Origin of the sequence: Rhodoferax sp. U11-2br, assembly GCF_018619435.1 — a bacterium.
Lineage (GTDB): Bacteria > Pseudomonadota > Gammaproteobacteria > Burkholderiales > Burkholderiaceae_C > Rhodoferax.
The window spans coordinates 38470-62284 of record NZ_JAHFZF010000015.1; the positions used below are offsets into that span (position 1 = coordinate 38470).

At 60.6% G+C, this 23815-nt stretch carries 18 protein-coding genes; 13 read left to right on the forward strand and 5 right to left on the reverse strand.

What is annotated here, in order from left to right:
- Positions 1 to 5: 5 nt before the first annotated feature.
- A complete protein-coding gene (locus KKO72_RS11230) occupies positions 6 to 776 on the reverse strand; it encodes a YdcF family protein (RefSeq protein WP_214938259.1) in 771 nt (256 codons plus the stop codon).
- A gap of 194 nt (positions 777 to 970) precedes the next feature.
- Between KKO72_RS11230 and KKO72_RS11235 the strand changes: the two genes are divergently transcribed.
- From KKO72_RS11235 to KKO72_RS11250, 4 genes are read left to right on the forward strand one after another with little or no spacing between them, the layout of a single operon-like run.
- Complete coding sequence (locus KKO72_RS11235) at positions 971 to 2524, forward strand: acyl-CoA carboxylase subunit beta (RefSeq protein ID WP_251140598.1); 1554 nt, start codon at positions 971 to 973, stop codon at positions 2522 to 2524.
- Positions 2525 to 2549: 25 nt separating this feature from the next.
- The gene (locus tag KKO72_RS11240) at positions 2550 to 2876 is read left to right on the forward strand and encodes a hypothetical protein (protein ID WP_214938261.1); all 327 of its coding nucleotides are present in this window, start codon (positions 2550 to 2552) and stop codon (positions 2874 to 2876) included.
- Between the two features lie 14 nt (positions 2877 to 2890).
- Positions 2891 to 3289, forward strand: coding sequence for a biotin/lipoyl-containing protein (locus KKO72_RS11245; RefSeq protein ID WP_214938263.1), 399 nt, complete (start codon positions 2891 to 2893; stop codon positions 3287 to 3289).
- 26 nt (positions 3290 to 3315) lie between these two features.
- Positions 3316 to 4521: a sodium ion-translocating decarboxylase subunit beta gene (locus KKO72_RS11250; RefSeq protein WP_214938265.1), complete on the forward strand. Its 1206-nt coding sequence runs from the start codon at positions 3316 to 3318 to the stop codon at positions 4519 to 4521.
- 20 nt (positions 4522 to 4541) lie between these two features.
- Here KKO72_RS11250 and pbpC read toward each other — a convergent pair whose 3' ends face one another.
- The 4 genes from pbpC to argH form a co-directional block, all read right to left on the reverse strand.
- Entirely contained in the window at positions 4542 to 6815 is a 2274-nt protein-coding gene (gene pbpC, locus KKO72_RS11255; protein WP_371736868.1) for a penicillin-binding protein 1C, read from the reverse strand.
- Between the two features lie 52 nt (positions 6816 to 6867).
- Positions 6868 to 12834 (reverse strand): MG2 domain-containing protein, encoded by a 5967-nt coding sequence (locus KKO72_RS11260; protein ID WP_214938267.1) that lies wholly within the window; start codon positions 12832 to 12834, stop codon positions 6868 to 6870.
- A 41-nt stretch (positions 12835 to 12875) separates the two neighbouring features.
- Positions 12876 to 13400, reverse strand: a complete 525-nt coding sequence (locus KKO72_RS11265) for an anti-sigma factor (RefSeq protein WP_214938269.1) — start codon at positions 13398 to 13400, stop codon at positions 12876 to 12878.
- Between the two features lie 98 nt (positions 13401 to 13498).
- Complete coding sequence (gene argH / locus KKO72_RS11270; protein ID WP_214938271.1) at positions 13499 to 14950, reverse strand: argininosuccinate lyase; 1452 nt, start codon at positions 14948 to 14950, stop codon at positions 13499 to 13501.
- Positions 14951 to 15055: 105 nt separating this feature from the next.
- Here argH and KKO72_RS11275 point away from each other — a divergent pair, with 105 nt between their 5' ends.
- From KKO72_RS11275 to aspS, 9 genes are all read left to right on the forward strand, one after another.
- A complete protein-coding gene (locus tag KKO72_RS11275; RefSeq protein ID WP_214938273.1) occupies positions 15056 to 16105 on the forward strand; it encodes a sensor histidine kinase in 1050 nt (349 codons plus the stop codon).
- Positions 16106 to 16124: 19 nt separating this feature from the next.
- A complete protein-coding gene (locus KKO72_RS11280; RefSeq protein WP_214938275.1) occupies positions 16125 to 16868 on the forward strand; it encodes a LytTR family DNA-binding domain-containing protein in 744 nt (247 codons plus the stop codon).
- A gap of 129 nt (positions 16869 to 16997) precedes the next feature.
- The gene (gene ubiE / locus KKO72_RS11285; RefSeq protein WP_214938277.1) at positions 16998 to 17729 is read left to right on the forward strand and encodes a bifunctional demethylmenaquinone methyltransferase/2-methoxy-6-polyprenyl-1,4-benzoquinol methylase UbiE; all 732 of its coding nucleotides are present in this window, start codon (positions 16998 to 17000) and stop codon (positions 17727 to 17729) included.
- Positions 17730 to 17770: 41 nt separating this feature from the next.
- The gene (locus KKO72_RS11290) at positions 17771 to 18754 is read left to right on the forward strand and encodes a Tim44 domain-containing protein (RefSeq protein WP_214938279.1); all 984 of its coding nucleotides are present in this window, start codon (positions 17771 to 17773) and stop codon (positions 18752 to 18754) included.
- A gap of 36 nt (positions 18755 to 18790) precedes the next feature.
- Positions 18791 to 19342, forward strand: coding sequence for a hypothetical protein (locus KKO72_RS11295; protein ID WP_214938282.1), 552 nt, complete (start codon positions 18791 to 18793; stop codon positions 19340 to 19342).
- Positions 19339 to 20904, forward strand: a complete 1566-nt coding sequence (gene ubiB / locus KKO72_RS11300) for a ubiquinone biosynthesis regulatory protein kinase UbiB (protein ID WP_214938284.1) — start codon at positions 19339 to 19341, stop codon at positions 20902 to 20904. The genes KKO72_RS11295 and ubiB overlap by 4 nt, the downstream gene beginning before the upstream one ends.
- 54 nt (positions 20905 to 20958) lie before the next feature.
- The gene (locus tag KKO72_RS11305) at positions 20959 to 21276 is read left to right on the forward strand and encodes an FmdB family zinc ribbon protein (protein WP_214938286.1); all 318 of its coding nucleotides are present in this window, start codon (positions 20959 to 20961) and stop codon (positions 21274 to 21276) included.
- Positions 21277 to 21295: 19 nt separating this feature from the next.
- On the forward strand, positions 21296 to 21937 hold the full coding sequence (locus KKO72_RS11310; RefSeq protein ID WP_371736869.1) for a DUF502 domain-containing protein: 642 nt from the start codon (positions 21296 to 21298) through the stop codon (positions 21935 to 21937).
- 48 nt (positions 21938 to 21985) lie between these two features.
- Positions 21986 to 23800, forward strand: a complete 1815-nt coding sequence (gene aspS, locus KKO72_RS11315; protein WP_214938289.1) for an aspartate--tRNA ligase — start codon at positions 21986 to 21988, stop codon at positions 23798 to 23800.
- The last annotated feature ends 15 nt before the right edge of the window (positions 23801 to 23815 follow it).

Sequence of the window (23815 nt, forward strand, 5' to 3'; positions counted from 1 at the left end):
GGTGTTCAGGCGCGGCCAGACAGGCGGTAGGCCAGTTGGCCCAGCAGTTCATGCAGGGCCAGGCGCCATTTCGCCACACCCTGATCCATCGAGTACTGTGACCAGGGTGTGCTGGCGCCACTGCGGAAGTCCACCGGGTACGCAGAGACGTTCCAACCCGCACGGCGAAATGAGGCCATGGCACGTGGCATGTGGAATGCCGAGGTCAGCAGCAGCCAGGGTTGTGTGGCATCTACCCCCTCAAGTTGTCGGCTCAACACGGCGTTTTCATAGGTGGTGCGCGAGGCAGACTCCAACAGCAGCTGGCTGGAGGGCCGCCCCTGGCCCAGGAAGAACCGGCTGGCGCGCTCGGCCTCCGACGGGCCATTGGCAAACAGCTCACCTTCGCCGCCAGTGAACAGCACCGTCAACTGAGGTTGCTGGCGCAGCAGAGGGATCACCTCCGTCATCCGTTCGGCGGCGCCATTCAAGGCGCTTTGCTGCGGTGCGGTCCAGACATACGCGGGCTCCAGGGCGCCACCCAGAACAACCACCCCCACATAAGCAGCCCCAAGCGTGTTGGGTGTAACGGCGGGGTACTGCGTCTCGAGTGAGCGCAAGACCATATTGGGCAAAGGCTCCCAGCCCAACAACATCAGCAAGCCCAGTGCCGAGGCACACAAACGTTGGGCCCAGCGGGGGCGGGTGCGAATCAACAGAAGGCCGGCCAGCAGCAGGGCAGCCACCCAAGCCAGTGGCTGGGTCAGAAACATCAGCAATTTGGAAGCCAGAAACATCGGGGTCAGTGGTGGTTGTGCACAGAAGAACAAAAAAGCATGATCAAAATCAATGCTTTGTTAATGAATAATTAATGATTGTGGCAGGGGGATATACTGACCAGCAACAAAACACAGCGTCAAACCAGAGCCTGATTTTGACGCCTCAGTGTATTGGTGCCGCATGACACACAGCCACATAGACGGGAAATACGATGACCCTACCGATTGAAGCCATGAACACCTTGCGCGATCGGCGCGAGAAGATCACCAAGCACATCAACCCGGAGAAGCTGGCTGCCTTGCACGCCAAAGGCATGTTGTCGGCACGCGAGCGGGTGGAGAACCTGTTCATCCAGGGCAGCTTCCAGGAAATGGGCATGCACGCCCACCACAACGCAGTGTCCTTTGGCATGGCGGGCCGTGAGTTGCCGACCGACGGTGTGATCACCGGTACCGGTTATGTGGGCAATATGCAGGTGGCGGCTTTCAGCCAGGACTTCCAGGTACTGGCCGGCACCATGGGCAAGATGCAGGCCCGCAAGATTGTGCGTTTGATGCGCCATGCATTGCGGGTGGGTGTGCCGATGGTCGCGTTCAAGGACTCGGGCGGTGCCCGGATTCAAGAGGGTGTGGATGCCTTGTCCGGTTATGGCGACGTTTTTTATTACAACGTGGCGCTTTCCGGTGTGGTGCCGCAGATTGCCGTGGTGCTGGGTCCATGTGCTGGCGGCGCGGCCTATTCACCAGCCTTGATGGACTTTGTCATCATGGCGCGGCACAACGCCTACATGTTCCTGACCGGCCCCGAGGTCATCAAGGCCGTGACCGGGCGCACCACCACCATGGAGGAAGTAGGCAGCGCCGAGATGCATGCGTCGGTGAGCGGCAACGTGCATTTCATCGCTGAAGACGACCAGCACGCGATTGCCCTGGTCAAAAGTCTGCTGTCCTACCTGCCCTCCAACAACACCGAAGAGCCGCCGCATGACCTGTCGGTGCCGATCGAGGAGCAGGTTGATCTGGGCATGGCCGAACTGATTCCCTCCGACTCATCCGAACCTTTGGACATGCATGCGGTCATTCGCCGTCTGGTGGACCGGGGTGAGATGCTGGAAGTGCATGCCAACTTCGCCCGCAATGTGGTGGTGGGGTTTGCCCGCATTTCCGGCGCGGTGGTCGGCATTGTGGCCAACAACCCGATGGTGATGGCAGGCGCACTGGACATGGACGCGGCCGACAAGATTGCGCGTTTTGTGCGTACCTGCAATGTCTACAACATCCCGCTGGTCACGCTGGTGGATGTGCCCGGTTTTCTGCCGGGTGTGGATGAGGAGCGTGGCGGCATCATCCGCCACGGCGCCAAGATGCTGCATGCGTTTGCGTCTGCCACGGTGCCCAAACTCACGGTCATCTTGCGCAAGTCCTACGGTGGCTCTTACCTGGCGATGTGCAGCCAGGAAATGCGGGCCGACATGGTCTACGCCTGGCCGTCGGCAGAAATTGCGGTGATGGGGGCCGAGGCTGCCGTCAAGATTTTGTACCGCAAGGAGCTCAAGGAAGCCGCCGACCCTAAGGCCAAGGCGGTGGAGTTGACCCAGCAGTACCGCGACGAGTTTGCCTCGCCCTATGCCGCCGCGTCCAACTTCTACATCACCGATGTGATTGACCCGGCTGACACCCGCTGGACCCTGGCGCTGGCCTTGCGCAAGACGCTGGGTAAACGCGAACTGCGCCCGGGCAAAAAACACGGCAACATGCCGCTTTAAGTGAGCAACAGCAACAGCTTGCAAGATGAATAACCCAGTTCTTTTTTCGCTGCAAATCTACGGCATATCGATCGTCATCGCCATGTTGGTGGCGGTGTTGATCAAGGTGATGGTGTCCGTCACCGGGCGCCTGGAGCGCAGCACTGCTGCCAAGACGGTGCCTCATGGCGAAGTGTGTCCGGTCGCCGAGGGTATTCCGGATGAAGATGTGGCGGCCTTGTCGGCAGCGATCTTCGCGGCGATTGGTGCGCACCATATTTTGCATATTTCGCCGACCCATCGCACCTGGTCCAGCCACGGCCGGACGGCACAACATACATCCCACGCCGTGTTGCAACGGCCTCAACATTAAGGCAGGAAATCACCATGACCCGATTGTTCAAAGTAACTGTCAATGGCCGCGAGTATGACGTGGCGGTTCTGGAGCTCACGCCAGGTGCCGCGTCCACAGGTTCTCCTGCGGTACCGGGGCTGTCGGCAGAACCCGTGGCCGGTGGCGTAGCGGCTGCTGCACCTGTTCGCGCGCCCGTTGTGGCGGCTGCGTCAGCCGGGGCTGGCGACGAGGTGGCCCAGATGGGGGGGGTGATCGTCCAGGTCAATGTCAAGGTCGGGCAAACGGTGGCCGTGGGTGACAGTTTGTTGGTGCTCGAGGCCATGAAGATGAAGAACCATCTGCTGGCCAGCCGCTCTGGCACCGTGACGCGGGTTCTGGTGGCAGCGGGTGACGCGGTGGAAGGTGGTCAGCCCGTGCTGACCATCCAGTAATCCCGACACAGCTTGAGCCAAAAGCCATGGAAAACCTGAGTTTTCTCAACCTGTTCCAGGGTATTGCGACCCTGGTGGCGGCCGACCCGGCCGTCATGTACGGTCGCATCTTTTTGATGCTGCTGGGTTTTTTGCTGATCTATCTGGGGACTCGCGAGGTTCTTGAGCCCTTGTTGATGATTCCGATGGGCTTGGGCATGTCGGCCATCAATGCTGGCGTCATGTTTCTCGAAGGGGGCAAAGCCGGCACGCTGTTCATTGATCCACTGATGTCGAACCCGACCGATCTGGTCAACATCATGCAGATCAACTGGCTGCAACCGATCTACACCCTGACCTTTAGCAACGGTCTGATCGCCTGCTTCGTGTTCATGGGCATCGGTGTCTTGCTGGACGTGGGTTATGTGATGGCACGGCCATTTCAGAGCATGTTCATCGCACTGTTTGCCGAGTTGGGCACGATTGCCGTGTTCCCGATTGCGGTGTGGCTGGGTATGTCACCGGGTCAGGCGGCTTCGGTGGCCACCATCGGTGGTGCGGATGGCCCCATGGTGTTGTTCACCTCGCTGATTCTGGCCAAAGACCTGTTTGTCCCGATCACCGTGGTGGGGTATTTGTACCTTGGCCTCACCTATGGCGGCTACCCGTATTTGATCAAGTGGCTGGTGCCAGAACACATTCGCGGCATCAACATGTCCACCGACCGGGGTCCCAAGATCAGCCGGGCCCAAAAAATGGTGTTTGCGGTGGTGGTTTGCACGTTGTTGTGCCTGCTGTTCCCGGTAGCTGCACCGCTGTTCTTCTCGTTGTTTGTGGGCGTGGCGGTGCGTGAAAGCGGGCTGGAGTCTTTCAGCAAGCTGCTGGGCGAAACCTTTTTGTACGGCGCCACATTTTTCCTGGGCCTGACCCTGGGCGTGTTGTGTGAAGCCAGCACCTTGCTGGACCCGGTGGTGCTCAAGCTGCTGTTGCTGGGTATGCTGGCGCTGCTCATTTCTGCCCTGGGCGGTTTGGCGGGGGGTTACATCCTGTACTTTGCTACCGGCAAGAAGTTCAACCCGATCATTGGTATTGCCGGAGTGAGTTGTGTACCCACCACGGCCAAGGTGGTGCAGAAGATTGCATCACAAGCCAACCCCTCGGCCATCATCCTGCCGCAGGCGCTGGGCGCCAACATCAGCGGCGTGATCACCACCGCCATCATTGCTGCCACCTATGTGAGTGTGTTGCGCTGAGCTGAGCCAAGCCCGTTTCATCAAGACACGCATGCACGGGCTGCGGTCCGAGGTCGCGGCTTGGCGCGGATGTCGGGTGTATTCACCACACCCGCGCCGCGCACCTCCAGCTGGATATTGTCAAGAACACAACCCCTGGCATCGGTGATCTGCACCAGGTGCCGACCGGGCCAGGGCAGCCACTGCGCTGAGGAGCCGCTAGCGAATACTTTGCCATCCACCAGCCAGCGCACCCCGCTACCCGTGGCGGTGAACGTGATACGTTGGTGGTTCGGTGGAATGTCGGGGTCCAGCGCAACGATGGTGCCGTTGGTGGGGTTGCTGATGCGCACACCGGAGGGATTGGCAGTCTTTAAGTCATTTTGACCCGTATACCTTGTTTTATATGGTTTTATTGCTTCGTTATCAATAGCGAAGTGGGTTTGTTGTGTGCCTTGGATAAACCATTCTGAGCGGGCTGCCTCCAGCGGCAAAGCGTTGCGGGTGTTGGCATTGGGTTCTGCAAACTGCACCGGCACTTGCACCACACCTGCGGGTGGTTTTGGTGCGTGGCTGGGCTGGGTTTGGTGCAGGTAATGCATCACCGCAGCCCAGATCGGCGCTGCGCCAGAGGTGCCGCTCACGTCCCACATCGGTGCGCCGCTGGCGTTGCCCACCCACACGCCAACGGTGTAGCGTTGTGAATAACCGAGCGCCCAGTTGTCGCGCATGTCTTTGCTGGTGCCGGTTTTGACCGCGCTCCAGAAGCGCGTGGCCAGGATGCTGTCAGAGCCAAAGGTGCGGGCGCGTGCCAGTGGGTCACTCAAGATGTCGCTCACGATGAAGGCGGCGCGTGGGTCTAGCGCTGATCGCATCGTGGGTTTGGTCCCCGGCAGCAGTGACGTGGCACTGAATTGCCCACCATTGGCCAGCGTGCGGTAGGTGTTGGTCAGCGACAGCAGCGACACCTCGGCACTACCCAGTGCCAGGCTGTAGCCGTAGTAGTCGCCGCTTTCCTTCAAGGGCAGGCCGAGCCTGACCAACTGCTTGAAAAAGGCGTCGGGTGACACCATGACCAGCGTGCGCACGGCGGGCACATTCAGCGACGCACCCAGCGCGGTGCGCGCTGACACCCAGCCTTTGAACTGGTGGTCGTAGTTTTGCGGAATGTAGAGCCCGCTGGTGGTCTGGATTTGGGCGGCCGAGTCTTCCAGCAGGGTGGCTGCGGTGATGCGCCGCTCGGCCATGGCTTGCGCGTACAAAAACGGTTTGAGGGTGCTGCCGGGCTGGCGCAGCGCGGTAACGCCATCAACCTCGGCGGCGTTGCTCAACTCGCCCGACGAGCCCACCCAGGCCAGCACCTGGCCGCTGGCGTTGTCCAGCACCACTAACGCGCCGTCCTCGACATGGCGGCTGACAAGTTCGCGCAAATGTTGTTGCAGCGTTTGCACTGCAAAACGTTGCAGCGGGGCAGACAAGCTGGTGGTGATGCGGGTCGGCGCTGTTTGGCCCACGGCGTCGCGCAGCACTTGGCGTGCAGCGTGTGGTGCAACACCTTCGCTGGCACCATAGTCGCGTCGTTGCAGGGCGCCCGTGGTGAACATCTCCAGTGCGTCGCAAGAGGCGGGTGCATCGCTGTTGTGCAAAGCTTTTAATACCCCACAAGCGCGTTGTGCCACCAGCTTTGGGGCGGCATTGGGCGCACGCACCAGCGCGGTTGCCACGGCGGCCTCACGCTCGTCCAGACCGTGCGCGGCTTTGCCAAACAAGGTCTGGCTCAGGGCGTCGATACCCACCAACTCACCCTTGAGCGGCACCAGGTTCAGATAGGCCTCCAGAATCTGGTCTTTGCGCCAGCTGCGCTCCAGCCACTGGGCAGAGATGGTTTGCTGCACCTTTTGAAGCACACTGCGGCCGCCAGCGCTGCGCTTAAGGTCATCGTCCAGCAAGCCCGCGAGCTGCATGGTGAGGGTGGAGGCGCCGCGCGTTTTGGTGTTCCACAGATTGGCCCAGGCGGCGGCTGACACTGCTTGCCAGTCGACGCCGCTGTGTTCATAAAAACGTTTGTCTTCTGACAAAACCAGCGCAGTGCGCATGGCCGGCGAGATATCGGACAGGGCCAGCCATTGGCCGCGCCGCGCGGTAGCGTCTGTGCGCACACGCTGCAGCAGTTGACCATGGCGGTCGAGGATCTGCGTGTCAGACGGTTTCCAGGATGCTTTTACATCATTAAAACTGCTTGTAGCCCAGGAAATATGAGGGCAGATAGCTATTGAGAAAATAGCGACGCAGCGGGCAATGTGCAAGGGCTTCACGATGGCAAGAGCTGCTGCATGTTGAGCAAATGCCAGGCCCTCAAAGGCCTTGTCACTTGCCTGCCTCCACCTTCACCCGCGCATTCGGGGTTTCGCCAAACATCTCTGGCGCGTACATCGCTTCGACGCGTGAGGGCGGCAGCGAGAACTCGCCGACGTTGTTCAGGCGGAGGGTGTAGGCCATCTTGACCGTGCCCTTGGGCAGAAACTGGTAGTAGCTGCGGAAGGATTCGAAGCTGCGTTCTTCAAACGCGGGCCAGCCGTCGCCTTCGCTCTTTTCGCCCTGCGTGGCGATTTCGCTGTCACGACCCAGGCCACTGCCCAGAATGGTCGCACCGCCGGGTACCGGGTCGGTGATCACAGCCCAGCTCATGTCCGCGTTGGCGGTGACTTCCAGCGTGATGCGCAACACATCACCGCGGGTGTAGCTGCCCGCAGGCAGGCCCTTGTTGGCCTGCTCGACTGGGGTGATGGTTTTCTTGATCTGGTATCCGGCAAAAAACGGCTCTTTGAGCGCAATGGCGGCCACCGACTGCAGCGTCAGCCACGGTTTGCCAGGGCCTTGATGCGCCACGCTCAGCACCTCCTTATCGGCCGTTTTGCCCCAGGGCAGGAACATGCTGTTGTTCTTCAGATTGCCGGGCGCTGCAGGCGCGCCAAACCAGCTGGAAAGATGTGCCGCGCCAGCCGCGTTGTTGGCCTGGAAGCGTTCAACCTTGTTCCAGTCCACGCTGGCGGCGTTGGTGCCCATGCTGGCCTTGGTGGTGCCGGAGACGGGCGTGGCTTCAAATTTGGCCGAGAACTTCTCCAGCGCCAGACCGCCCCACAGGTTGGCGGTGGTGGTGTGCCAGGCACCGTTTTGCTGGCGTGCAATAAAGCCGTTGGCCAGGCGGCCCATGTCGTCTTGCCAGGCCGGGTCACTCATCACCGCCAGCATCAGTCGTGCAGTATTGACGTCGCCGTTTTGCATCAGCCACCACCAGTAGTCGTCACGTTCGGTGCTGAAGACCATTTTGGTGCCCTGGTAGCTGATGCGTGCGCGCAGGATCTGGTTGGCCTCTGCCAGACGTTTGTCGTGGTCAGGCACATCCGGCACACGTTTCAAGATGTTCAGCCAGTCGATCACCGCGTGGGTGGGCCACTGATTGGGCGCGATGGTGATGCTGCCCAGCATGCGGCCCTGCGCTTTGCCGTAGCGCGACAGCGCCTCAATCGCCGCAAGTTTGCGCACGTCCAGGTCTTTGCGTGGGCTCCAGAAGTTGCGCTGGATCTTTCCCTCCACAAAGTTGATCAAACCACGTTCCATCGGGGCACGTGCATCGTCGCTCAAGGCAAATGCGGGGTCGATGTCGGCGGCCTCCTGGGTGGCGGCCAGCAGGTAGGCGGTGAGGGTGTCGCTGCCGTGATCGGCCTCGCCATCACGCGGCGGGAAGTAGCTGGCCAGGCCGTCGCGGTCCAGGTAGCTGGGCAGCTGCGCCAACACGGTTTGCCACAGTTTGCCGTCACGCAGGCCGACCGCCTTGCTGGTTTTTTGCTCGAGGCAGGTAAACGGGTAGTTGGCAAACCAGTCTTTCACACCTGGCAACCCCTCGGCCAGCTTGGGTTGCAGCGACATCTTCAGACCACCGCGTCCAGGCAAGGCATCGGCGGGTGGAGCCACATCCAGCGTCAAGGCCTTGTCGATCTGCACCAGCGTGGCCTGTTGCACGGTGAGTGGCACGGCCGGGATGATGCGCTGGCTGCTCTTGAGGGCATCACGCGCGCCGCTGAGGGTGTCTTTGGCCTCGATCTCCCACAGGATGGCCTCCGAGCGGGTTTGCGCTAGCTGCGCCGGGGCTTTTACCGTCCATATGACCTCACGAGCCTCTAGCCCAGGTATGTCAAGGGTTTGCTGCTCTAAATTCAGGAGAGTGGCGCGTGGCGTCACCTGCACCTTCATGGTTTGCTTGGTGGTGTTGCGCAGCGTGATCTGGGCGCGGTACACATCGTCTTCACGCACCAGCGGTGGCAGGCCGCTGATGATTTGTAAGTCTTGTGTGGCGCGGATGCTGGTGCTGCCGGTGCCAAACAGACCGGTGCTCGCATCGGCCACGGCAACAATTTTGAACGTGGTCAGCGCGTCGTTGAGGGGTACGGTTACCGTGGCGTTGCCGTTGGCATCGAGCTTGATACTCGGGTTCCACAGCAGCAAGGTGTCGAGCAGCTCACGTGTGCCGCTGTGTCCACCACCGCCACCCGCTGGCACGGCTTTGCGGCCATAGTGGCGCCGGCCAATGATTTCCATCTGAGCCGTCGACGTTTCCACACCCCAGCTGCGGCGCTGCAACATCGCGTCGAGCAGGTTCCAACTGCTGTTGGGCATCAGCTCCAGCAGGGCTTGGTCCACCGCGGCCAGCGCGACTTCGGCGTTGGCAGCAGGCTGGCCGTTGGGCAATTTGACGTTGATCGTCACTTTGGCCTGGCTGCGCACCGCGTAGCTTTCTTTGTCGGTCTTGACACTGACCGCCAGCTGGTGTGCTTGGGTGCCAACGCGGATCTCCGCCACACCCAGGCGGAAGGCCGGTTTGCTCAAATCGACCAGCGCGGTGGGGGCGACGTATTCACGGCCTTCGTACCAAAAGGACGTCCACCATTCACGCGGTGCCTTGTAGCCCCAGGTGAAAAAGCTGTACCAAGGCACCTCGCGCAGGCGCCCACGCAGGGCCAACACACTCACATACACATTGGGGCCCCAGCCCTCTTTGATCTTGAGTTCCACCGTTGGGTCCTGGCCGTTCAAGGTCACCACCTCAGTTTGCAGGATGCCTTCGCGTTCCACCGCGACCAGCGCGGTGGCAAACCGGAACGGCATACGCACCTGGAATTTGGCGGTGTCACCGGGCTGGTAGCTCTTTTTTTCAGGCAGCAGGTCGATGCGGTCGGTGTTTTCGCCACCAAACCACAACTCACCTTGTTTGGTGACATACACGCTGGAGGCGGCCTGGATGTTATTGCCAGCGCTGTCACGTGCCGTGACAACCAATTCCACTTCACCGGCTTCGTTCAGACTGGTGTCACATAACAACAGACCGCGTGCATCACTTTTGCCGCTGCAGACGCTGCCCAGATCTTTCAGGCGGGTCTGGTTGTCATAGGTGTAAAAGCCACCGACCATGCGTTTGCGGCTGGTGGTGGTGATGCGGGCAATGGCTTTGACCTCCAGCGCCACGTCGGCCTGGGGTTTGCCGCTCAGGTCAAGTGCCAGCGCCTGGAATTTGATTTTTTGACTGCTGGACACCCAGCCCTCGGTCTTGATGCCCGCCACCACGCTGGCCGGCCACAGCGTTTGGGTGCTGCGCAGGGTTTGCACCTCGCCATTGGGGTCGGCGTAGCTGGCTTCCAGCAGCAGGTCTTGTGGCTGGCGGCTGCTGGGCACCGGGTCGATGCTGAGTTTGCCTGCGCCGTTTTTGTCCAGGATCAGTGGCAGTTTGTCGGCGATCACCTTGGCATCCTGGCCGGTGTTGGTTTCTTCCTCGTCGCGGCTGGCTGTGGTGTTGCCTTGTGGCGGCGCGAAGCTGAAGCCCTCAAAGTCGCTGAAACTCACCGCTTTGCTGCGCACCAGGGCCGACACACGCACCGGCAGCTTGCTGGCGCCGCCACCCGAGACGTAATTCACCTGCACGTCCACTGGCACAAGCTTGGCATTGACCAATGGTTTTTTCTCGCTGGGGGTGATGCGACCCTCCAGCACCGGCAGGCGGAATTCCTCCACACGGAACTGGCCGCTGTCAAAGCTTTGGTGGTGGTCACCGCCGCGCAATGTCACTTCATAGACCCCCAGTTTGGCCGCTGGCGGGATCGCAAACGTGCTCTCGGCGCTCTGGCCGCCGGTGGCGGTTTTGCGCCAGACCAGGGGCTGGCTGTACTGCTGGCCGCTGCCCACATGGGTGATCACCAGGGTGTCGGGCTGGTTGCTGGCCAGGCCAAAACCTTGTGATGTTTCGCTGCGCAACAGGTGTTTCATCGACAGAGTTTCACCGGCGCGCAACAAGCTGCGGTCAAAAATGGTGTGGGCGCGCTCATCGGGCTGGGCCTCAGAGCTGGTGGGCAGGTTGAAGCGCCAGGGTTCGATGCCTTTGTTCCAGTCGCTCCAGGTGAAGGCCATGTCCAGCACACCGGCCTGTTGGGCGCGGGCGCTGACAAAGTAGGCGTTGTTGTAGCCCTCGTCACCGCTGCACACCGGTGCGCGCGGGCTGATGCCGGTGAAGCTGGCAATGCCTTGTGCATTGCTGGTGGCTGTGGCCACTTCGCGACCGTGGCAGTCAGACACCACCACCCGCGCGTTGGCCACGGGTGTGCCCTTGTCGAGTGTGGTGACCCAGGCCAACGCGTTTTCGCGGCCCAGTTTGAAGTGCACACCCAGGTTGGTCACCAGCGCCGAGGTGCGTACATACATGGTGCGCTTGGCGCCATAACGTTCGTCCAACAGGGACTCACCCAGCTTGGGTGACGCGACTTCCACCACATGGAAGCCGGGGCTCAAGGGAATACCCACCACCTCAAACGGACGCGGGTCGTTGTTGGTCGGTTTGGGCAAGTCCAGTGTCTTGACGCCAGCGTGCCCTTGCAGCAAGGACACCATGCGGGTCTGCACCTCGCTGTTTTTTGGATCACCTGGTAGCTGAGGCAGCGGCGTGTGAATGTCCTTTGTGGCCTGCTTGCGCGACACGTTGTAGCCGTCGTAGCGCTGCACTTTTCTGAACCAGGCAATGATGTCTGCATCCGACGTGGGGTTGAGGTCGCTGACTTTGCCTGTGCTCGGCTGGCCGCCTGGGCTCAAGGCCTTGACCGACAGGTTGGCTTCCACACGGCGCAGTGTGATCGGCAGCATGGCCAGACCATCCGGCTCGGCGAAGCGTTCCAAGATGCCAAAAGGCGCGGCGGCAAATTTGGCAAGCGGTGGCATGGGCCCGGTGGCCACCTTGAGCGGGAAGCTGTCGGCATTCCGCAGGGTACGACCCGACGCGTCTTGAAAGCCGTTGGGCAACACCACTGAGAACGCGGTCAGCTCCGGCAGCATGGGTTTGAAGCTGATGCTGCTGACCACGCTGTCGTCGTCACCTTCTTGCTCGTCAAAACTGGGTTTGAACGTGTCTTTGGCCGATGTCAGGCGGATGCCCTCGAGCAGCTTGCGCGCCACCGGCGCATTGAAACTCAGGCGCAGCGGGCGTATCGGCAGGCAGGCCGACTGTGCGTTTTCACGCTCACACGTCAGGCTGGCGGCAAACGGCTCGCGCACCTGGAACACAAAGCGCGACTCCACTGAGTTGACAACGCCCTTGGCCATGCCGGTAGCGCCTGGACTCGCCACCCCCTTGCCGTACACCAGTGTGACTTTTGCGCCTGGTGTGAGGCGCCGGTTGCAGGCCAGCGTGACAAAGCTCAAGGGGTCGCGTGCCGTCTGCTCATCCAGGCCTTGGGAGGTCAGCAAGGCCTCGCGGTCTTTGCCGCTGATCAGCCGCACGGCCAGGCGTTCACCAACGCCATCGGCGCTGCACCACAGGTTGGCCTGCAGACTGGCCAGCGTGGCGGGGCCGCTGAGCTGCAGGATGAAAAATTGCTCCTCGTCGATGCGTGAGCTGGGGCTTGGCTGGATGCTGCGTACAAACGGACCGCCACTATTAAAGTGGTAGCTATCAGCCCTTGTGATAACTTGGCCAGAGGCCGATTTGATTTCTTTTTTGAGCTGAGCGGAGCAGCTTACGCCCGGTGGTAGATCGGCCGCCAGGTCGAAAACCCACTGCCGGTCAGTGAGCCAGCGCCCCGTGCCTTGGCTGGCTTGGGCATCACTGCAACGCAGATCAAGCGGTGCGCCGGCTTTGGGGTCGCCGAAGTTGACAACCGCAGCATCAAACTTCACCACCACCTGGTTGATGCGCGCCACTTCACCTTGTGGTGAGAAGCTGACCACCTGGAATGCGTGGCTGAAAACAGATGTTGCCAGCAGGCTGCCTGCTGCCAGGAGTTTGATGAGGTTCACTGGGAGTCCTTAGAGTGCTCACTCATCCTAGCCCAAGCGATTTACAACGCCTTTTGTACCAGGGCTCCTGTGTACAGGTAAGGCAGGCGAGGCATCCGGCCCGCTTCAACGCCACCTTTGTTCTCGACACTGATCGCCAGGCCCACCGCCTGCGACAGGATTTTGTCGCTGACCGGGACCTGCGCGGTTTTTAACTTGGTGGGCAAGACACCCAGAGACAGCGGGCGCCCCTCGCTGTCGAGTGCCCACAGTTGCATGCTGTCCTCTTGCCCTTCTTTGACGTCATTGAGGCGCTGCACCTGCAGGTAAGCGTCTTGCAGGTCAAAACTCAGCAGCATCGCGGGCCGCTGCTTGTCATCGAGCAAGACCGACACGTATTTGATCTGCTGCGTGGTCTTGAGCTTGGTTTGTAAATGGCTGACCTGGGCCTTGAACTGCTCCATCATGCTGGCCATGGTGGCGGCCGCCACCGCCAACAGGATGACACAGGCAATCGTGGCTAGGCGCCAGCGTTGCAGCGTCCAGTTGTAGGGTTTGGGGGTGTTGTTGTCGGGGGTATCAGTCATGGGAAGGCTCGATCAAAGGTCAGGGGAGGGCGCAAGCCGCGCCCTGGACACATTAGACCGCAGCCCGGTGGCTGTGGTTGTTCGGGTGACCCGGCTGCTTATGCCAGGCGCTGTTGATGGCGTGCGATCTGGGCCCGCACCTGCACCGGTGCGGTGCCCCCCAAGACTTGGCGCGCGTTGAGTGAGCCACGCAGCGACAACACGTCAAACACGTCTTTGCCGATGTGGGGGTTGAACTCCTGCAGCACCGCGAGCGGCAGTTCGGACAGGTCCACCTGGTGGTTGACGGCTGCCTTGACGGCGTGGGCCACGGTTTCATGGGCGTCGCGAAACGGCAGGCCTTTTTTGACCAGGTAGTCGGCCAGATCGGTGGCAGTGGCGTAACCCTTGAGCGCGGCCTGTTCCATGGCTTGGGCATTGACCGTGATGCCACCTTCTTTTTTGCCAGTGGCCGGGTTGAGCTGGCCGCCAATCATCTCGGCAAAGATGCGCAGCGTGTCTTTGAGGGTGTCCACCGTGTCAAACAGCGGCTCCTTGTCTTCCTGGTTGTCCTTGTTGTAGGCCAGTGGCTGGCCTTTCATGAGGGTGATCAGGCCCATCAGGTGGCCGACCACGCGGCCGGTTTTGCCACGCGCCAGTTCGGGCACATCGGGGTTTTTCTTCTGCGGCATGATGGAGCTGCCGGTGGTGAAACGGTCGGCAATTTTGATGAAGCCGAAGTTCTGGCTCATCCACAGCACCAGTTCTTCGCTCAAACGGCTGATGTGCACCATGCACAAGGAGGCCGCGGCGGTGAACTCAATCGCAAAGTCGCGGTCACTGACCGCATCCAGGCTGTTTTGGCAAACCTGAGGGCGGCCTTGTTCGTCGACCATCTGCAGGGTTTTGGCCACACGTTCACGGTCCAGCGGGTAGCTGGTGCCGGCCAGCGCGGCAGCGCCCAACGGCAAGCGGTTGACGCGGCGGCGCACCTCGGCCATGCGCTCGGCATCGCGGCTGAACATCTCCACATAAGCCAGCATGTGGTGGCCAAAACTCACCGGCTGCGCCACCTGCAGATGGGTGAAGCCGGGCAAGATCACCTCCACATGTTGCTCTGCCACCGCCAGCAGGGCTTTTTGCAGCTCGGTGAGCAGTTCGGAGATCAGGTCCATCTCACCACGCAACCACAGGCGCACATCGGTGGCGACCTGGTCGTTGCGGCTGCGGCCGGTGTGCAAACGTTTGCCCGCGTCACCCACGAGTTGGGTTAGGCGCGCCTCGATGTTCAGGTGCACGTCTTCGAGGTCGAGCTTCCATTCAAAGGCGCCGGATGCGATCTCAGAAGTGATTTGGGCCATGCCCTGCTCGATGGCGGCCAGGTCTTTGGTGCTGATGATGCCTTGGGCAGCCAGCATGTCGGCATGCGCCAGGCTGCCTGCGATGTCGGCCTGCCACAGGCGTTTGTCAAAAAACACGCTGGAGGTGTAACGCTTGACCAGGTCACTCATGGGTTCGGAAAACAGGGCCGACCAGGCCTGGGACTTTTTGTCAAATTGGTTTTGGCTCATGGTGTGTCAAGGGTGAGTAAACGGGAAGGTTAGGCGGGAGCTTGTGACCGGGAATCATCAATAATGGGCGGCGCAACCAACCTGTCCGCCGCAATCCGCTGGTCAATGAAAGATTCTCAAATTTTATCGGTCTTCCAGGAGACCACCTTGCAGCCCATTCCCAAGCTGGCGTCAACGTCTGACCGCTTGGTGTTTGATGCCTGCCGGGTGGGGGTGGTGTTGCGTGCGGTCCTGTTTGTGGAGGCGTCGGTGGCGGTGGTGGCCATGTTTGGCGCGGCCGACGCCTTGCAGTGGCTCACACGGCTGTCACTGATTACAGGGGCCGCCTTGCCAGCCACCCTGGTCTGGTTGCTGCTGGCCTGCAGTCTCAAAAAGCTGCTGGCGCGCCTGCGGCCCGCTTTGCAGCAGCTGGCCGGTGTGCTGCTGGGTGCGCTGGCGGGGCTGTATGGCTGTGGGGTGTTGTGGTTCATGGGGCTGCTGGAGAGCGCCCCCTGGTGGTCCAGCGCCTGCAGCGGGGCCTTGCTGTCAGCGGTGTTGGTGGCCGTGCTGGTGTTGCGCGCCAAGGGCAAGACACCGGCCGCCACCACCGCCCGATTGGCAGAGTTGCAGGCGCGGATTCGACCGCATTTTTTGTTCAACACCCTCAACAGTGCGATTGCGTTGGTGCGCGCCGAGCCGCGCCAGGCCGAGCGTTTGCTGGAAGACCTCAGTGACCTGTTTCGCTACGCGCTCACCGTGCAGGCACAAAGTGTGACGCTGGCGGACGAGATTGCGCTGGCTCAGCGTTATCTGGCGATTGAGCAGGTGCGTTTTGCCGAGCGCATCCAGGTGGAGTGGGCCTTGGATGCGCAGGCGGATGGTGCCCGTTTGCCACCTTTGCTGTTGCAGCCCCTGGTCGAAAACGCGGTCAAACACGGGGTGGAACCCAGTCCCGGCGGCGCGCGCATCCGGGTCAGTACCCAGCGCCGTGGCGACGTGGTGGTGATCAAGGTCAGCAACACGGTGGCCGCCACGGCGGCGCCCAGTTCACCCGGGCATGGCCTGGCGCTGGACAATGTGCGCGAACGCCTGAGCCTGTTGCACGATGTTCAGGGGCGTTTTCAGTGTGGTTTAAAAGACGGTTTGTTTCAGGTCAGGATCGAGGTGCCGGTATGAGGGGCTTGGAGGTGTTCACATGGTGTTGAGGGTGCTGATCGTGGATGACGAAGCTCTGGCCCGTTCCCGGCTCAAAAGCTTGCTGGCCGATTGCACGGCGCCCGGCGCCCGGGTGGTGGGGGAGGCAGCCAACGCGGTGCAGGCCCTGCAATGTGTGAGCCAGCAGGTGGTGGATGTGGTGCTGGCCGACATCCACATGCCGGGCGAGGACGGCCTGGCGCTGGCGCAGCGCTTGCGTGCTTTGCCACAGCCGCCTGCCGTGGTGTTTGTCACCGCCTACACCGAACACGCGCTGCAGGCGTTCGAGCTGGCCGCGCTGGACTACCTGACCAAACCGGTGCGTTTGGAGCGTCTGCAGGCATCACTTCAAAAAATAGAGCGATTGACCCAGATAAATAAAGGGCTTGAGCCTGATTTGACCCAAGATGTTCTGGTGATCCAGGAACGCGGCCGGACCGAGCGCCTGCCACTCGCCGAGGTGCTGTACCTCAAAGCTGAACTCAAATACATCACGGTGCGCACCGCCAGCCGCAGCTACATCCTCGAAGGTGCCTTGAGCGAGCTGGAGAGCCGCTATGCCGAGCGTTTTCTGCGGATCCACCGCAACGCGCTGGTGGCGCGCCAGGCGGTGCGCTCGCTGGAGCGTCATCACGACGCCATCGAGGGGGACGGCTGGGCGGTGCGGCTGGACCGGATCAGCGAGCCGCTGCTGGTGTCGCGTCGGCAATTGGCCGCGGTCAGGGCGCTGGTCGAGGCACGCTGACACTTTTTTGAAAATACCGGGCCTTCGGCTGGGATAATCGGCCGCAACAGCGTTTATTCATGCCTGAGTCAGGTCTCCCGAGACCCGGCCAACGAAGCCCCGTTCACCATCCCGACACCCGCACACACCATGAGCACCACACATTTTGGATTCAAGAACGTTGACGAAACCGAAAAAGCCAGCCACGTCAAGGGCGTGTTTGACTCGGTGGCGCCCAAGTACGACCTGATGAACGACCTGATGTCGATGGGCTTGCACCGCGCCTGGAAGGCCTATACCGTGATGGTGGCCAACATCCAGGAAGGAGACAAGGTGTTGGACATTGCGGGTGGCACCGGCGACCTGTCGCTGGCTTTTTCCAAGAAGGTCGGCTCATCGGGCTGTGTGGTGCACACCGACATCAACGAGGCCATGCTCAGCACCGGGCGCAACCGGCTGATGGATCTGGGCGTGTTTCTGCCCACGCTGGTGTGTGACGCCGAAAAACTGCCTTTCCCCGACAACCACTTCAACCTGGTCAGCGTGGCCTTTGGCCTGCGCAACATGACCCACAAGGACGTGGCACTGACCGAGATGAACCGGGTGCTCAAGGCGGGCGGCAAGTTGCTGGTGCTGGAGTTTTCCAAAGTGGCCAAGCCGCTGGAGAAAGCCTACGACTGGTATTCCTTCAACATTCTGCCCAAACTCGGTGAGTGGGTGGCGGGGGACGCGTCAAGCTACCAGTATCTGGCCGAGTCGATCCGGATGCACCCCAGCCAGGAAGAGCTCAAAACCCTGATGAAGGCTAGTGGCTTTGGGCATGTGGATTACCACAATCTGACCGGTGGTCTGGTAGCCTTACACGTCGGGATCAAATGTTGACCCGAATCAATGCACCGTATTTTGTAAAAACAGGAGATGTTATGAAAAAGTGGCTTTGGGTTTTGACAATGAGCATGGCACTGTTTGCCGGTCAGGCCGAAGCTGCCAAACGTTTTGGTGGTGGCAAGTCTTTTGGACAGCAATCCAGCAATGTGACGCAGCGTCAGGCCACACCGCCCGCAGCTGCGCCCACCCAGGGTGCGACCAACTCAGCGGTCAAGCCGCCGGCGGCTGCGGCTGCCCCCAAGCGGCCTTGGGGCGCCATGCTTGGTGGCTTGGCAGCGGGCTTGGGCCTGGCTTGGTTGGCCAGTTCGCTGGGGTTGGGTGAAGAAATGGCGCAGTTCATGATGTTTGCCCTGCTGGCCTTTGTGATCATGGCGGTAGTCGGTTATGTGATGCGTTCGCGCAAGGCACGTGGCGCAACACCAAGTGCGTCACCGTTTGCGTTCCAGGGGGCAGGGGCTTCTGGCCACACCGCCACACCAGCCAGCTATCGTCCGGAAAATGTGGGCAACGATGCGTCAGCCCGTCCGTGGGAACGCACGGCCACCGCTTTTGACAGCAGCAAGGCGGGTGGCATCGGTGGCGCAAGTGGTTCCATCATCGGCTCCGGCCTGTCAGGTTCCCAGTCCTGGGGCATTCCGGCTGGTTTTGATGTGGATGGTTTCTTGCGCTCCGCCAAGGCGAATTTTGTGTCTTTGCAAGCGGCCTGGGACAAGTCCGACATGGGTGCCCTGCGCATCATGATGACCGACACCATGCTCAAGGAAATCCAGGCCCAGCTGGCCGAGCGTGAGGCCCACACCGGTGGCCCGGTCAACCTGACCGAGGTGGTAATGATTGAAGCGCATCTGCTGGGCATCGAAGACCTGGGTGACGACTACATGGCCAGCGTCGAGTTTTCCGGCATGATCCGCGAGGAACCCTCGTCTGGTCCGGCACCGTTCCGCGAAGTCTGGAACATGACCAAGCCCAAGAACGGTCAAAGTGGCTGGTTGGTAGCAGGGGTTCAAGCGCTGCAATAGCCGTTACTTCATAAATTTCAGGAATAATCGGGGACTATGGCAACACAGTCCCCTTTTTCATGGCTGGAGGGTCTCCTCCCGCACCTCCCCCTCCCCAAACTGCAAGCCCCTGAGTGGGCCGTTTCCGAGGCTCAGCACCGCATTGTTTTGCTGCTCAACCATGTGTTGATGCAGGAAAGTGAGGCCACGGCCCGTTTGGTGCGCCAAAAGGGCCGTGTGGTGCTGGTGCAGTGGCGTCATTTTTCCTTCAAATTGCAGGCGACACCCGCGGGTTTGCTGGATCTGGCGCCAGCGCATGTGCCAGCGGACCTGGTGTTGACCGTCACAGAAGAATCCCCCTTGGTGTTGGCACAAAGCGCCTTGCGCGGCGACAAGCCAGCGGTGCGTATTGAAGGGGATGTGCAACTGGCGGCCGAGGTCAACTGGCTCACCGAGCACGTGCGCTGGGACATCGAGGAAGATCTGGCGCGTATCCTGGGTGACGTACCGGCGCGTGTGATGTGCCAGTGGAGCATGAACCTGGTGATGGCTGTGCGCCAATTTGTAGCCAAGGCATCGACTCTCGTTCCTGGTCAAGCAGCCCGATGAGGCGTCTTATTCGCGGTGTTTTCATCCTGTGGGTGCTGTTGCGCCACGGCTTGGATGAGCTGGTGTTGTCCAGCCAGAAGGCCCCTTGGCTCAAGCGGCTGGCCCGCACCTTGTCGTGGGGGCGCGATTTAAGCGCCCCGCGCGGCCAGCGCATTCGGCAGGCACTGGAAAGCCTGGGCCCCATTTTTGTCAAGTTCGGTCAGGTGATGTCCACCCGGCGCGATCTGCTGCCGGTCGACATTGCCGATGAGCTGGCCAAACTGCAGGACCGTGTTCCGCCTTTTCCGAGTGGTGTGGCGGTAGCCATCATTGAGAAGGCTTTCAAGAAAAAACTGGAAGACATTTTTGTCTCGTTCGAGCGCGAGCCTGTGGCCAGCGCCTCGATCGCCCAGGTGCACTTTGCTGTCATTCGGGACCGCGATGGTCGTCAGCGTGATGTGGCTGTGAAGGTGCTGCGCCCGGGCATGCTGACGGTGATCGACAAAGACCTGGACCTGATGCGCATGATGGCCGGCTGGGTGGACAACCTGTCTGACGATGGCAAACGCCTCAAACCCCGCGAGGTGGTGGCCGAGTTCGACAAGTACCTGCACGACGAGCTGGATCTGGTGCGTGAGGCCTCCAGTGCTGCCCAGTTGCGCCGCAACATGGCCGATCTGGATCTGGTGCTGATCCCAGAAATGTTCTGGGACTACTGCATGCCCGACGTGATGGTGATGGAGCGTATGAAGGGTGTGCCGATCAACCAGGTCGAGCGCCTGCGTGCGGCGGGTGTGGATATTCCCAAACTGGCGCGTGACGGGGTGACGATTTTCTTCACCCAGGTGTTTCGTGACGGTTTTTTCCACGCCGACATGCACCCGGGCAACATCCAGGTGAGCCTGGAGCCCGCCACCTTTGGCCGGTACATCTCGCTGGACTTCGGCATTGTCGGCACCTTGACCGAGACCGACAAAGAGTACTTGGCGCAGAACTTCACCGCGTTTTTCCGGCGTGATTACAAGCGGGTGGCCGAGTTGCACATCGAATCGGGCTGGGTGCCCGAGTCGACGCGGGTTGATGAGCTGGAATCTGCCATCCGCTCGGTGTGTGAGCCGTATTTTGACCGGCCGCTCAAAGAGATTTCTCTGGGCTTCTTGTTGATGCGTCTGTTTCAGACGTCCCGTCGTTTCCAGGTCGAGATCCAGCCGCAGCTGGTGTTGTTGCAAAAGACCTTGCTCAATATTGAGGGTCTGGGGCGCCAGTTGGACCCGGATCTGGACCTCTGGAATACCGCCAAACCGTTCCTTGAGAAGTGGATGCTGGACCAGGTGGGGCCCAAAAAACTGTTTGAGCAACTGCGCAACGAAGGCCCGCTGTATGCCAAGCTGTTGCCCGAGTTGCCGCGTTTGCTGGTCGACTTCCTGCAGACCAACACACGTGGCCGGGGTGAGGATGTGCAGGCGCTGTTGCTGGAGCAGAAAAAGACCAATCGCCTGCTGTCCACCCTGGTTTATGGTGGTGTTGGTTTCATCCTGGGCTTGGTGGTGATGCAGGTGTTGGTTCGGGTGCGGGTGTTTTAGGCTGCCACTTTATAATGACAGGCTTTGCGACTCTTTCCCGGAGATCTGAACACCATGCCGATTTATGCCTATAAATGTGATTCCTGCGGGTTTGCCAAGGATGTGTTGCAGAAAGTGTCTGATCCTCTGCTCACCGAGTGCCCACACTGCGGCAAATCCAGCTTTTCCAAACAAGTGACGGCCGCTGGCTTCCAGCTCAAGGGCTCGGGCTGGTATGCCACCGATTTCAAGGGTGGCAGCGGCGCCACTGTGGCTGCACCAGCAGCTGCGGGTGATGCTGCTGCGCCTGCCAGCACCCCGGCTGCAGCCACCACCGAGACAGCGGCGGCACCGGCTGCGGGTTGTGCTGGTGGCTGTGCATGCCACAGCTGATTCCTTACTGAAAGTCAACGTGTCGTTTAAAAAATACCTGCTCACTGGTTTGTTGGTGTGGTTGCCGCTGGCGGTGACCATCTGGGTACTGCTGTGGCTGATGGGTTTGCTCGACGGCGTTTTTCAGGGCGTGGTGACCGGGCTTCAGGCCATTTCGCCTGAAACCGATACCGCGTTCTGGGAGCAGCTCAAGCATATTCCCGGCCTGGGTCCGGTGCTGGTGTTTGCCGGTTTGTTGTTGACCGGCGCCATGGTTTCGAACGTCGCTGGTCGCTGGTGGCTGGGGCAATGGGAGCGTTTGCTGACCCGCATCCCGGTCTTCAAGTCGATTTACAACAGTGTCAAGAAGGTGTCAGACACCCTGTTCTCCAGCAATGGCAACGCTTTCCGTACCGCTTTGCTGGTGCAGTACCCGCGCGCCGGCAGCTGGACCATTGCGTTTCAGACCGGCTCCCCGAGCGGTGAAGTCGCTGGTCATCTGGGGGATGATTTTGTCAGCGTCTATGTGCCCACCACCCCCAACCCGACCAGCGGGTTTTTCCTGATGTTGCCGCGAGCTGATGTGATTGAGCTCAAGATGAGTGTGGATGAGGCCCTGACCTATGTGATTTCGATGGGTTCGGTGGCGCCGGGTGTGGTCACGCCACCCACCCACCCCTAGTTTTTTGACAACCTTGTCACCCATCCGGGTGACTTTTGAAAGCTGTTTATGGCAATGCGTTCTCATTATTGTGGTCTGGTGACCGAGGCCCTGCTGGGCCAAACTGTGACTCTCTGTGGCTGGGTCAATCGTCGGCGCGACCATGGCGGTGTCATTTTTGTCGATGTGCGTGACCGCGAAGGTTATGTGCAGGTGGTGTGTGACCCGGATCGCGCCGAGATGTTCAAGGTGGCCGAAGACTTGCGCAACGAGTTCTGCATCCAGGTCAAAGGCTTGGTGCGTGCACGCCCGGACGGCACGGTCAATGAGAACCTGAAAAGCGGCAAGATCGAGGTGCTGTGCCACGAGTTGAAGGTGCTTAACCCCTCCGTCACACCGCCGTTCCAGCTCGACGAAGAAAATCTCAGCGAAACCACCCGTCTGACGCACCGTGTGCTGGACTTGCGCCGCCCCTACATGCAAAACAACCTGATGCTGCGCTACCGCGTGGCGATGGAAGTGCGCAAGTTCCTGGACACCCATGGTTTTGTCGACATCGAAACCCCGATGTTGACCAAGAGCACGCCCGAAGGTGCGCGCGACTACCTGGTGCCCAGCCGGGTCCACGACGGTCACTTTTTTGCCCTGCCGCAAAGCCCGCAACTGTTCAAGCAGTTGTTGATGGTGGCGGGTTTTGACCGCTACTACCAGATCACCAAGTGTTTCCGCGACGAAGACTTGCGCGCGGACCGCCAGCCCGAGTTCACCCAGATCGATATCGAAACCTCGTTCATGGAAGAGGAAGACATCCGCGACCTGTTCCAGGGCATGATCAAGACCGTGTTCCAGAACACACTCGGTGTGGACCTGGGCGAGTTCCCGGTGATGAGTTACCAAGAAGCGGCGCTGCGTTTCGGTTCCGACAAGCCCGATCTGCGCGTCAAGCTCGAGTTCACCGAACTCACCGACGTCATGGGTGATGTGGACTTCAAGGTGTTCTCGGGTGCCGCCAACATGAAAGGTGGCCGTGTGGTGGCCTTGCGGGTGCCCGGTGGCGCGCGCGAAGGTTCCGGCCTGTCACGTGGCGAGATCGACAGCTATGGTGAGTTTGTCAAGATTTACGGTGCCAAGGGCCTGGCTTGGATCAAGGTCAACGACTTGGCCAAGGGACGCGACGGTCTGCAAAGCCCGATTGTCAAGAACCTGCATGACAAAGCCATTGCCGAAGTGCTGGCACGCACCGGTGCCCAGGACGGCGACTTGCTGTTCTTTGGCGCCGACAAGGAAAAGATTGTCAACGACGCCATCGGTGCCTTGCGCATCAAGATTGGCCACAGCGCGTTTGGCAAGAACAACGGCCTGTTCGAAGACCGCTGGGCACCCCTGTGGGTGGTGGACTTCCCGATGTTCGAGTACGACGACGAATCCGACCGCTGGATGGCAGTGCACCACCCCTTCACCGCGCCGAAGGACGGGCACGAGGATCTGATGGTCACCGACCCGGGTAAATGCATCTCCAAGGGCTACGACATGGTCCTCAACGGCTGGGAAATGGGTGGCGGCTCGGTGCGGATTCACCGTGCAGATGTGCAGCAGAAGGTGTTTGACGCGCTCAAGATCAGCCCTGAAGAAGCCCAGCTCAAGTTTGGCTTCCTGCTTGATGCGCTGCAATACGGTGCGCCGCCGCACGGCGGTCTGGCTTTTGGTCTGGACCGCATCGTCACCATGATGACCGGCGCCGAGTCGATCCGCGACGTGATCGCTTTCCCGAAAACCCAGCGTGCCCAGTGTCTGCTGACACAAGCACCGTCGCTGGTGGACGAAAAGCAGTTGCGTGAACTGCATATTCGCCTGCGCAACGCCGATCTGGTCAAACCAGCCTGATCCGCGGACATTGCT

Excerpts from the sequence above, each read along its gene's own strand:
- KKO72_RS11230 (WP_214938259.1), bottom strand. The coding sequence starts at position 776 with ATGTTTCTGGCTTCCAAATTGCTGATGTTTCTGACCCAGCCACTGGCT.
- KKO72_RS11235 (WP_251140598.1), top strand. The coding sequence starts at position 971 with ATGACCCTACCGATTGAAGCCATGAACACCTTGCGCGATCGGCGCGAG.
- KKO72_RS11240 (WP_214938261.1), top strand. The coding sequence starts at position 2,550 with ATGAATAACCCAGTTCTTTTTTCGCTGCAAATCTACGGCATATCGATC.
- KKO72_RS11245 (WP_214938263.1), top strand. The coding sequence starts at position 2,891 with ATGACCCGATTGTTCAAAGTAACTGTCAATGGCCGCGAGTATGACGTG.
- KKO72_RS11250 (WP_214938265.1), top strand. The coding sequence starts at position 3,316 with ATGGAAAACCTGAGTTTTCTCAACCTGTTCCAGGGTATTGCGACCCTG.
- KKO72_RS11265 (WP_214938269.1), bottom strand. The coding sequence starts at position 13,400 with ATGACTGATACCCCCGACAACAACACCCCCAAACCCTACAACTGGACG.
- argH (WP_214938271.1), bottom strand. The coding sequence starts at position 14,950 with ATGAGCCAAAACCAATTTGACAAAAAGTCCCAGGCCTGGTCGGCCCTG.
- KKO72_RS11275 (WP_214938273.1), top strand. The coding sequence starts at position 15,056 with ATGAAAGATTCTCAAATTTTATCGGTCTTCCAGGAGACCACCTTGCAG.
- KKO72_RS11280 (WP_214938275.1), top strand. The coding sequence starts at position 16,125 with ATGGTGTTGAGGGTGCTGATCGTGGATGACGAAGCTCTGGCCCGTTCC.
- ubiE (WP_214938277.1), top strand. The coding sequence starts at position 16,998 with ATGAGCACCACACATTTTGGATTCAAGAACGTTGACGAAACCGAAAAA.
- KKO72_RS11290 (WP_214938279.1), top strand. The coding sequence starts at position 17,771 with ATGAAAAAGTGGCTTTGGGTTTTGACAATGAGCATGGCACTGTTTGCC.
- KKO72_RS11295 (WP_214938282.1), top strand. The coding sequence starts at position 18,791 with ATGGCAACACAGTCCCCTTTTTCATGGCTGGAGGGTCTCCTCCCGCAC.
- ubiB (WP_214938284.1), top strand. The coding sequence starts at position 19,339 with ATGAGGCGTCTTATTCGCGGTGTTTTCATCCTGTGGGTGCTGTTGCGC.
- KKO72_RS11305 (WP_214938286.1), top strand. The coding sequence starts at position 20,959 with ATGCCGATTTATGCCTATAAATGTGATTCCTGCGGGTTTGCCAAGGAT.
- aspS (WP_214938289.1), top strand. The coding sequence starts at position 21,986 with ATGGCAATGCGTTCTCATTATTGTGGTCTGGTGACCGAGGCCCTGCTG.